Consider the following 11034-nt stretch of genomic DNA (forward strand, 5'->3'; position numbering starts at 1 on the left):
AATGCAACTATTCAATACAATAAATCATTTCCAATTTTCTTACATAGATATCCAGAATAATACATTGTCATGTTATCCATTCTTTGTAAAACACTAGCATCTATTAGATAGAATTCATGTATTTTTTTCTTTAAACTGTTCTTTTTCCGTTTCCGGAAGTGGTTCTCTTCTGTTCTACCGACAATAGATCGAAAAATTCCTGATTCGTCTTTGTTTGTCTAAGCTTACGTAAAAGCTTTTCTGCAAAATCCGGTGTGTCTGTCATCGACTTGCGGATTGCCCATAACTTGTCCAAATGGTCTTTAGGAATCAATAATTCCTCTTTACGAGTTCCAGAACGACGAATATCAATTGCAGGGAAGATTCGTTTTTCTGCTAATGAGCGATCTAAGTGAAGCTCCATGTTTCCTGTTCCTTTGAATTCTTCGTAAATCACATCGTCCATTCTTGAACCGGTATCCACTAATGCAGTTGCTAAAATCGTTAAGCTGCCGCCCTCTTCAATATTACGTGCAGCTCCGAAAAACCGCTTTGGTCTATGAAATGCAGCAGGGTCAATACCACCAGATAAAGTTCTTCCGCTTGGAGGAATAACTAAATTGTATGCACGAGCCAAACGGGTAATACTATCCATAAGTATGATAACGTCCCTCTTATGCTCTACAAGTCTCATAGCCCGTTCAAGCACTAATTCAGCTACTTTAATATGATTTTCCGGAACCTCATCAAAGGTTGAACTAACAACTTCCGCAGCAACGGAACGTTCAATATCAGTTACTTCCTCTGGACGTTCATCGATTAATAAAACAATTAGTTCAGCCTCAGGATGGTTCTCAGTGATAGAATTGGCAATTTCTTTTAAAAGAATCGTTTTTCCTGCTTTTGGAGGTGCAACAATTAATCCACGCTGTCCAAAACCAACTGGAGCAATTAGGTCCATAATTCTCGTAGATAGCTTTGTCGGAGTTGTTTCTAAGTTAATTTGACGATTAGGGTATAGTGGCGTCAAGGCAGGGAAGTGAACACGTTCTTTTGCTGATTCAGGATTATCACCATTTACAGCCTCCACATGTAATAATCCGTAATAGCGTTCATTTTCTTTTGGAGGACGAACTTTTCCAGATACTTTATCCCCGTTACGCAAATCAAACCTACGAATTTGTGATGCTGAAATGTAAATATCCTCTGAGCTTGGGGAGTAGTTGATCGGTCTAAGAAATCCAAATCCTTCCGATTGGATAATTTCCAAAACACCTTCCATGAAAAAGTAACCTTCTTGCTCAGCCCTAGCTTTTAATATAGCAAAAATAAGCTCTTTCTTTGTCAATTTGCTATAATAAGAAATTTTATATTCACGAGCTAAAGAATATAGCTCTTTTAATGTCATATTCTCAAGACTTGTAATTGATAAACCTTCCATATATACACCACACTTTTATATTTTTTGAAATTTTTGTTGGTAGGAATAAATCTTTATCGCATTGTTAGAAGAGACTGAATATTAAGAAGTTTATGAAGTGCATAAATTGATTTCTTACTATTTCATTTTAACAAAGACTCTTTTCTTAAACTTTACTACTTCTTTAATCGGAAATCTATTCGATTCTTCCATTTTCCTCGGAACGGGGATAACTTAAAGAAGAGATGACCCGAAATTAAACACTTTCAGTAGGTTGAACAATGTACGAAAAGAAATAATTTTTACGAAAAAAAATTTTAAAACAATATCTATTTTAACCATATTTATCGAAAAGAATCAATATGAAAGGCTCTTTTCTTAAACTTTAATGCATTAGAATCTAAAATCTTCTAAATTTATTTAATTAGCTTGGAACTTTGTTCTTGTTATAAAAAGATGCTCTAAAACTAATATTCATTAGGATTTTATACAAAATACGAAAACAAAAATGAAAGGAGAAACCTGAGTTGAAAATGAAAGGAATAGAGTAAAAATCCTCTCTCTAACTGGTAATTGATTTAGGCGGGAAATTTTTAAAGGTGGCCTCCCAATGTGAAACCACCTTTCAGATTTCACTTATAGTTCCTTTTCTTAAATAATGCCTGCTTTTTTATAAACCAAAACTCTTAACATTCAGAAAGGATACCCGAAACTAAGTCTGCATTAGAATTTATGGTTTGATGACAAGGTTGGGCTTTTTCTTTAAGCTATGCTGGCCCTCAATAAAACGAACAGTTCCTGATTTGGCACGCATTACGATGGAATGGGTAGACCCATAAGAACCTTTAAACTGTACACCGCGGAGTAACTCTCCATCCGTTACACCTGTAGCTGAAAAAATGGCATCATCTCCACGAACTAAATCATTCATTCTTAAAACCTTATGAATATCTAGCCCCATGCCTTTACAACGTTCTACTTCAGTGTCATTTTGCGGAAGAAGTCTGCCTTGGATTTCACCGCCGAGACATTTCAATGCTACCGCAGCAATAACTCCTTCTGGTGCTCCACCTGAACCAAATAATATGTCTACACCTGTATGATCAAACGCAGTATTGATAGCACCAGCTACATCCCCATCATTAATCAATTTAATTCTTGCACCCGCCTCACGCAGCTGGGCAATGATATGTTCATGTCTTGGACGGTTTAATACTGTTGCCACTACATCTTCAATATCTTTATTTTTCGCTTTTGCAACTGCTTTCAAATTATCGATAATAGGAGCATTAATATCAATTTGGCCAACCGCTTCAGGCCCAACAGCTATCTTTTCCATATACATATCTGGTGCGTGAAGTAAGTTTCCATGGTCTGCAACCGCTAATACCGCTAATGCATTCCATCCACCTGAAGCCACAATATTTGTTCCTTCTAGTGGGTCAACTGCCACATCCACACGCGGACCGTAACCGGTACCTAGTTTCTCACCAATATATAGCATTGGAGCCTCGTCCATTTCTCCTTCTCCAATGACAACTGTCCCCTTCATCGGAATTGTATCAAATACATCCCTCATCGCGCTTGTTGCTGCATCGTCAGCTTCAGGCTTTTTGCCGCGGCCCATCCATCTTGCAGAGGCAAGTGCGGCTGCTTCTGTTACACGAACAAGTTCCATAGATAAACTTCGTTCCATCGATTTTTCCCCCTACTACATAAAAAGATTTATTATTATTATTATTATTTTTAATTCGATAAATAGTATATCACATTCACTTATTTATTATATCACAATAATCCCTGAATGTGTTATACCATTTAACCTAAATAGTAGGGGTTAATCCATCATTAATTTTTAAGCTGTTCAATTTCTTCTTCTGTCATTTTCTCGCGCCAAATGGTAGCGCCTAAACCATTTAACTTTTCAACTAGATTGCTATATCCTCTATCAATATGTTCAAGTCCGGTAACCTCGGTTATTCCCTCTGCCATCAGCCCAGCAATTACGAGTGCTGCACCTGCACGCAGATCGCTGGCCTTCACTTTTGCTCCTTGTAAGGTAACGGGGCCATTCACAATGGCTGCTCTGCCTTCGACTTTAATATTCGCATTCATTCTTCTTAATTCATCAATATGTTTAAATCTAGCCGAATAAATGGTATCGGTGACAACCGCTGATCCTTCTGCTCTTGTTAACAAAGAAGTAAATGGCTGCTGTAAATCAGTTGGAAATCCAGGGTAGACTAATGTTTTTATATCAACAGCCTTTAATTGTTCCCCTTTTCCAATGTAAATTTGTTCGTCGCCAGTTTCTATAGGTATACCTATCTCTCTTAATTTTGCAATTAATGACTCCATATGATGTGGAATCACATTATCTATTAAGACTCCTTCTCCAACAGCAGCACCTAAAATCATATATGTACCGGCTTCGATACGATCAGGAATAATAGTGTGTTTGCAGCCAGTAAGACTTTCTACCCCTTCAATACGGATGACATCTGTACCTGCACCTTTGATCTTTGCTCCCATATTGGTCAAAAGGGTTGCCACATCAATAATTTCAGGTTCCTTTGCCGCATTTTCAATAATGGTCTTTCCTTTTGCTTTAACAGCAGCCAGCATGATATTAATCGTTGCACCTACACTGACAACATCCAAATAAATGCGGGCACCTCTCAATTCATCCGCACGCAAATAAATAGCACCTTGTTCATTGGTGATTTTTGCTCCTAGGGCTTCAAATCCCTTAATATGCTGGTCAATTGGCCGTGGGCCCAAATGGCATCCTCCAGGCAGCCCAATAACCGCCTTTTTAAATCTGCCAAGCATCGCACCCATTAAATAATAAGAAGCACGTAATTTTTTTACTTTACCATTTGGAAGCGGCATGGAAACCATAGAACGTGGATCTACCATCATGTCGCCATTTTCAAATGTTACGTTCCCACCAATTTCTTCTAATAGTGACTTTAAAATTTGTACATCAGAAATATCGGGTAGTCCTTCGATCGTTACAGGGGATTCCGCCAAAATAGTAGCAGGTATTAAGGCAACTGCACTATTTTTTGCCCCACTAACCTTTATCGTTCCTTTTAGTGGGTATCCCCCTGCAATTTTAAGCTTTTCCATTTTAAACTCCCTTCCATGGTTTTTATTAATAAATGGATTTTATTTCCAATAATATTTTCAATAAAAAGACAGTATCGTTGTTAGTATAAACTAATTTTCGAAAAACATGTAAAAAATTTTTGATATTTATTTGGTATTTTCTAACACTTTCCAATTTTTGAAAAGGAGCTTGGTTTATGTACGATTATTCCAATCGTTTAAAAAGGATTCAATCCCCTTATCAGTTAATGGATGGTGAAACATCTGCATAATTACTTTATAAGGTACTGTCGCAATATGAGCACCTGCTAAAGCAGCTTCTGTTATGTGTTGTGGATGACGAATAGAAGCGGCGATAATTTCTGTATTTATATCATGAATTGCAAAAATTTCCGCAATGGCACCAACTAGCTCAACACCACTTTGACCTATATCATCTAAGCGGCCAAGAAATGGTGAGACATAGGATGCACCCGCTCTAGCAGCCATTAATGCTTGGTTAGCACTGAAAATTAAGGTAACATTTGTTTTAATACCTTCTTTAGAAAAGGTATGTACTGCTTTTAAGCCTTCAGGTGTCATTGGAACTTTAATTGTTATATTTGGTGCAATTTTTGCAAGCTCTCTTCCCTCTTTAATCATCCCTTCTGCATCAAGCGCAATAACCTCAGCGCTAACAGAGCCTGAAACCAACGCTGTAATTTCCCTCAACCTATCTTCAAACGAGACATTTTCTTTTGCGACTAAAGAGGGATTGGTAGTAACTCCTGCAATAATTCCCAATTCATATGCCATTTCAATTTCTTTCATATTTGCTGTATCGATGAAAAACTTCATTTTTATCACTCCTTATTTTTTACTTTTCTATTGTCTAGCTACAGCGCCTATCATCTAGTGGATTTCTACGGTTTCTCCCTACGATAAGTCAACATCGACTCTTCCCTCGTAATGTTTCCTTTATCTTGAGCCTGCGACTGCGTAGGTGAAATTTGAAGTGCGAATTTCACTCATCCATACACAGATGACAAAAGCGCTTTCGCTTTTCTAATAATAAACGGAAACCGCCCTTTTATAAAGGCGGTTTCTCATTGATGTTTATTCTGCTGCTGTATAGTTTATGTTAAAAATTTTATTATGCTTTGTTAGATGAACCAAATTCACGAATTTTACCGATAACTGTTTCTTTAATTGCATCACGTGCAGGTCCTAAGTATTTACGTGGATCATACATTTCCGTATCTGCGGCTAATACTTCACGAACACGTTTTGCAGAAGCAATTTGGTTTTCAGTATTAACGTTAATTTTTGCAGTTCCTAAAGAAATTGCTTTTTGAATATCTTTTGTAGGAATTCCAGTTCCACCATGAAGAACTAGTGGAAGGCCAGTTGCTGCACCGATTTCTTCCATTTCTTTAAATCCTAGGTTTGGTTCCCCTTTATAAGGACCATGAACGGATCCAAGAGCAGGAGCAAGAGTATCAATACCAGTTCGTTGTACTAACTCTTGACATTCTTTAGGATCAGCATAGATGATTCCACCTACTACATCATCTTCTTGTCCACCTACAGTTCCAAGCTCTGCCTCAACAGAAACACCTTTTGAATGAGCGTATTCCACTACCTTAGAAGTAATCTCTACATTTTCATCAAACGGATGGTGTGAAGCATCAATCATGACAGAAGTAAAACCAGCATCGATTGCTTCTTTACATTTATCAAAGCTAGAACCATGATCTAAGTGAATCGCAACAGGGACAGTAATTTTATAGTCTTCCATTAAACCTTCGACCATTTTTACAACTGTTTTAAACCCTCCGATATATTTACCAGCACCTTCTGAAACGCCAAGGATTACTGGTGAATTTTCTTCTTGGGCAGCCAAAAGAATAGCCTGAGTAAACTCTAAGTTATTAATATTAAATTGACCAACTGCATAATGGCCATCTTTTGCTTTAATAAGCATTTCTTTCATAGAAACTAATGGCATAATGATTTCCTCCTTCAGATTTATCAAAATGTGTAAGTATATGTTCTCATCATTATCATTCACAAACATTTTGACTTCATACAGGTTTATACGGCAATTTCATCATATCAAACTACCGCATTTTTTACCAATAGGCAATACTCAATTTTTGAAGAAGTAAAATTTAAAATATTTACTTTTGTTACATAAAACAAATGCGCAATCAATAGTTCACCTTTTTATTTTTTTAATGGCAGGTAATTCCTTACAGCCGAACGAATATCATCAATATCAAATGGCTTAGCAAAATGCGTAAGTGCACCTAAGTCCCTTGCCTCTTGAATCATGTCTAATTCTCCGTAGGCGGTCATAATGATGACTCTTATATCTGGATCAATTTTTCTCATTCTTTTTAAGATTTCAATACCATCCATTCCAGGGATTTTCATATCCAAAAGCACAAGGTCAGGCGAATGTTTTTCCGTTATATCTAGTGCTTGTACACCATTGGCTGCTTGGAATGTACGATAACCTTCCTTTTGCAGGACTTCATTAAGCAGAATACGAATGCCGAACTGGTCATCTACAATCAGTATTTTTTCTTTCCCTTCACCCATTTTCTTACCCCCTGTTATTCCTGTTAAAAATATGTATGGTCTTCCTTAATTGTTTTCTTAAGCCTTGGCTATTTTCACCCGGTATTTCGCTGTTCAACATATGTATATCGTTTTATTTAAAGCCTAATTAACTCTCCCCCCACTCTTAATTTAAATATTTCACTTTGTCTTATGATATTAATTGTATTATTCTTCTAAGTATAGTTCTATTTAAATATGGATTATTCCTGCTAAATCTTAAATGCTATTCAATCTATATTTGGATTAAACTAATTTCCTAAAAATTGTTGCTTTTTTTAGTAAAAACCACATAAATTTTCCTGCTTATATTTCCTTTTTTCAGTAGAGAACCCGAGAATCTATACTGTTTTAGTATTTGCATAAAGAGTGAAAGCAACAATCTCTACGAAAATCGACTTAAATATATAAAAAACGTAAAAAATGTTGGTGGATAAGCAGAAAAAACCTGCGCTCAACATTTGGAAAAACCATTGATTTATACCCATTAGAAAGGTGTGTTTAAACCTTGTTGAAAATGTTTTTAACGCAATTAAATGGATTACAGCAAAGAATATTTGAAAAAGAAGAAGAAACTATCGAGGATACTGCAAGGCTTTTGGCTCAAGCAGCCATAGGTGAAGGGAAAATTTATTTAAAAGGTTTTAACGAAATGGAAGCGGTTTGCAAGGAAGCATTTTTTGGAGCCGAGCCTTTAAATTATGCCACCCCTTTTCAACATGCAAAAGACTTAACAGATGCTGACCGTGTATTGATCATTTCACGTTTTACAACCGATGAAGAGGCAATTTTACTGGGGAAAGAATTAAAAGAAAAAGATATTCCATTTGCATCCGTTGCAGGTAAGGTAAAAAGTGATACAGAAGATTTAGCAGACCTGGCAGATGTGCATATCAATACGAATTTACTAAAACCAATGCTGCCTTCAGAAACTGGTGATCGAGTCGGATTTCCATCTGCATTAGCAGGGCTTTTTATTTATCATTGTATAAAATTTCAATTAGATGAGATTATGTCTGAGTACCTGGAAGATAGTATTTAAGGAAAAAAAGGATAGGAAATAGATTTTCCTATCCTTTTCGTGCTACTTATTATTTAGTGTAGCTTCGATAAATCCGCGGAACAATGGTTGTGGTCTTGTTGGTCTTGATGTAAATTCCGGATGAAATTGTGAAGCAACGAACCATGGATGGTCTTTTAATTCGATAATTTCAATTAAACGTCCATTTGGGCTTGTTCCTGAGAATACAAAACCTTCATCCTCCATAGCTTGACGGTAATGATTATTAAATTCATAACGATGACGATGTCTTTCGTAGACAATTTCATTTCCATATACATCAAATGCCTTTGTATCCTTTTCTATTCTGCATGGATATAAGCCTAATCTTAATGTACCGCCTAGATCTTCAATTTCCTTTTGCTCAGGCAATAGATCGATAATTGGATATTTTGTTGTTGGATCAATTTCTGCAGAATGTGCTCCTTTTAATCCAAGTACGTTACGCGCAAATTCAATGGAAGCAAGCTGCATACCTAAACAAATACCTAGGAAAGGAACTTTATTTTCTCGAGCAAATTGAATCGCAAGGATTTTCCCTTCCACTCCACGATCACCAAAACCGCCAGGCACTAATACTCCATCTGCATCTTTTAGTAATTCATTTACATTTTCTGCGGTTACATGCTCGGCATTAATCCAATCAATGTCAACATCCGCATCATACGTGTAACCTGCATGCTTTAATGCTTCCACCACTGAAAGATAAGCATCCTGCAACTCAACATATTTTCCGACCAAAGCGATTCTTGTTGATTTCTTTAAGTTTCGTACTCTTTCAACTAGCTGAATCCATTCGGTCATATCAGCTTCCGGACATTGAATCTTCAAATGATCGCAAACAATTTGATCCAGTTTTTGGTCTTGCAGGGCTAGTGGAATGGAGTATAATGTATCGGCATCTCGACATTCGATAACAGCCTTTGGATCAATATCACAGAACAAGGCAATTTTATCTTTCATATCCTGTGAAATTGGCATTTCCGTTCTTACAACTATAATATTTGGTTGGATCCCTAAGCTACGCAGTTCTTTTACACTGTGTTGGGTAGGCTTTGTCTTCATCTCACCAGCTGCTTTGATGAATGGTACCAATGTACAATGGATATACATTACATTTTCACGGCCGATATCACTTTTAATTTGGCGAATTGCTTCAAGGAATGGCAGTGATTCGATATCGCCAACAGTACCGCCAATTTCAGTAATAACCACATCAGCATTCGTAACTTCACCTGCACGAAATACTCTGCTTTTAATTTCGTTAGTTATATGAGGGATAACTTGAACCGTCCCACCTAAATATTCTCCACGTCTCTCTTTTCTCAAAACTTCGGAGTATACCTTACCTGTTGTTACACTGCTATATTTTGTAACGTTAATATCGATAAAACGCTCATAGTGCCCTAAATCCAAATCTGTTTCCGCACCATCATCCGTTACAAAGACTTCCCCATGTTGATAAGGGCTCATGGTTCCAGGGTCAACATTAATATAGGGGTCAAATTTTTGAATGGTTACGGTTAAACCCCGATTTTTAAGTAGCCTTCCTAATGATGCTGCAGTGATTCCTTTTCCTAAAGAAGAAACGACACCGCCTGTTACAAAGATGTATTTTGTCACAATTTTTCCCCCTTCTGGTCAAAAATTATTGTTCCTCATGTAATAATTTTGATACTTTTCCTTCCTCATTTTCGCACAATTAAAGTGAGTAAAGGAGTGTGCTTACGAGCAAAACCTTCATAAAAACAAAAAAAGCCCCCTATCGCAATAAATGCAAGGGGAGCATAGTTTATATATTTTCAGTTCCTTTTGTAAGGAGCCCAAATAAAATACTACCTGTCTAATTGAAAGAAGTCAAGTGGATTATTTATCTTCTTCTTCCTCATCAAATTCTTCTTCCTCTTCCTCTTCTTCCTCATCTATATCATCATCGTCGACATCAAGGTCGTATTCATCCTCACCGATTAAATCTTCATCTTCTTCAAATGCATCATCATCTTCTTCGTCTAGATCCACGAAGTCATCATCTTCTTCGTCTTCATCCTCATCATCGATTAAATCTTCGTCTTCAAAATCATCTAAATCATCGTAGTCTAGATCATCATCCATTAATTCAAGATCATCATCGTCTTCTTCATAAGCCTTTTTAGCCTTTTTCTTTTTAGACTTAACAGCCGGTGCTATTTCTTCATCAATTTGATCATATGGATACCAAATTCTTAATCCCCAACGATTTTCACCTAAGCTAAGAAAACGACCGTCAATATTTAAATCTGTGTAAAACTGAACCATACGTGAACGAATTTCATCTTGTGATAATTCAAGCAGAGTTGCTATTTCTTCTATTAAATCTGAAAATGCATAGGCTTGTTTTTTTTCCTCCATTAGCTGGTAGGCAAGCTCGATAAGAGACATTTCTTTTAAATCTTCTTTAGATAATTGCTGTAAACTCAACTTCGCACTCCCTTTCTATATTTACACTCATTAGAGTGAAAAAAGGCAAAAAACATCATTAGGGCAAAATACATATTTACCATTATAAACAAATTTATAACAATTATGCTAGCTAGGCTGCCCTTTCCATGTCATTTGGTAATCTTTTTTCCTCTAAGAGTATGTATGTACACGATTAATATTCATTAGTCTATATAATAATTCAATATTCATTTTACCTGTTTTTTAGTCATATGCAATATACAAATGCGAAAGCGCCTTGCTCATCGGCGTACGGATTTCGTAGTCGCTCACCTCGAGATAAAGGAAACCGTGCTGAGGTGATGTTGACTTATCGTGGCGAGGAGACGTAGAAATCCGCTAGCCGATGGCTGCTTGCTCTAGACGTAGGCAATTTTTTTTAGAA

Annotated in this window: 9 protein-coding genes; 1 reads left to right on the forward strand and 8 read right to left on the reverse strand. The window is 36.7% G+C overall.

The window, feature by feature from the left end; genetic code table 11:
• Positions 1-130 precede the first annotated feature (130 nt).
• The 6 genes from rho to AN964_RS19180 form a co-directional block, all read right to left on the reverse strand.
• Positions 131-1420: a transcription termination factor Rho gene (gene rho / locus AN964_RS19155; protein WP_055741424.1), complete on the reverse strand. Its 1290-nt coding sequence runs from the start codon at positions 1418-1420 to the stop codon at positions 131-133.
• Between the two features lie 709 nt (positions 1421-2129).
• Positions 2130-3095 (reverse strand): class II fructose-bisphosphatase, encoded by a 966-nt coding sequence (glpX, locus tag AN964_RS19160; protein ID WP_055741425.1) that lies wholly within the window; start codon positions 3093-3095, stop codon positions 2130-2132.
• Positions 3096-3247: 152 nt separating this feature from the next.
• Positions 3248-4531 (reverse strand): UDP-N-acetylglucosamine 1-carboxyvinyltransferase, encoded by a 1284-nt coding sequence (gene murA, locus AN964_RS19165; RefSeq protein WP_055741426.1) that lies wholly within the window; start codon positions 4529-4531, stop codon positions 3248-3250.
• Positions 4532-4705: 174 nt separating this feature from the next.
• Positions 4706-5347: a fructose-6-phosphate aldolase gene (gene fsa, locus AN964_RS19170; RefSeq protein ID WP_055741427.1), complete on the reverse strand. Its 642-nt coding sequence runs from the start codon at positions 5345-5347 to the stop codon at positions 4706-4708.
• 295 nt (positions 5348-5642) lie between these two features.
• Positions 5643-6497, reverse strand: coding sequence for a class II fructose-bisphosphate aldolase (locus AN964_RS19175; RefSeq protein ID WP_055741428.1), 855 nt, complete (start codon positions 6495-6497; stop codon positions 5643-5645).
• A gap of 218 nt (positions 6498-6715) precedes the next feature.
• Positions 6716-7093 (reverse strand): response regulator, encoded by a 378-nt coding sequence (locus tag AN964_RS19180; RefSeq protein ID WP_055741429.1) that lies wholly within the window; start codon positions 7091-7093, stop codon positions 6716-6718.
• Positions 7094-7628: 535 nt separating this feature from the next.
• Between AN964_RS19180 and AN964_RS19185 the strand changes: the two genes are divergently transcribed.
• On the forward strand, positions 7629-8153 hold the full coding sequence (locus AN964_RS19185) for a DUF2529 domain-containing protein (RefSeq protein ID WP_321198435.1): 525 nt from the start codon (positions 7629-7631) through the stop codon (positions 8151-8153).
• Between the two features lie 42 nt (positions 8154-8195).
• Here AN964_RS19185 and pyrG read toward each other — a convergent pair whose 3' ends face one another.
• Positions 8196-9794 (reverse strand): CTP synthase, encoded by a 1599-nt coding sequence (gene pyrG / locus AN964_RS19190; protein WP_055741431.1) that lies wholly within the window; start codon positions 9792-9794, stop codon positions 8196-8198.
• Between the two features lie 243 nt (positions 9795-10037).
• On the reverse strand, positions 10038-10628 hold the full coding sequence (rpoE, locus tag AN964_RS19195; RefSeq protein ID WP_055741432.1) for a DNA-directed RNA polymerase subunit delta: 591 nt from the start codon (positions 10626-10628) through the stop codon (positions 10038-10040).
• Between the last annotated feature and the right edge of the window lie 406 nt (positions 10629-11034).

The sequence above is a fragment of the Heyndrickxia shackletonii genome, assembly GCF_001420715.1.
GTDB classification, from domain to species: Bacteria; Bacillota; Bacilli; order Bacillales; family Bacillaceae_C; genus Margalitia; species Margalitia shackletonii.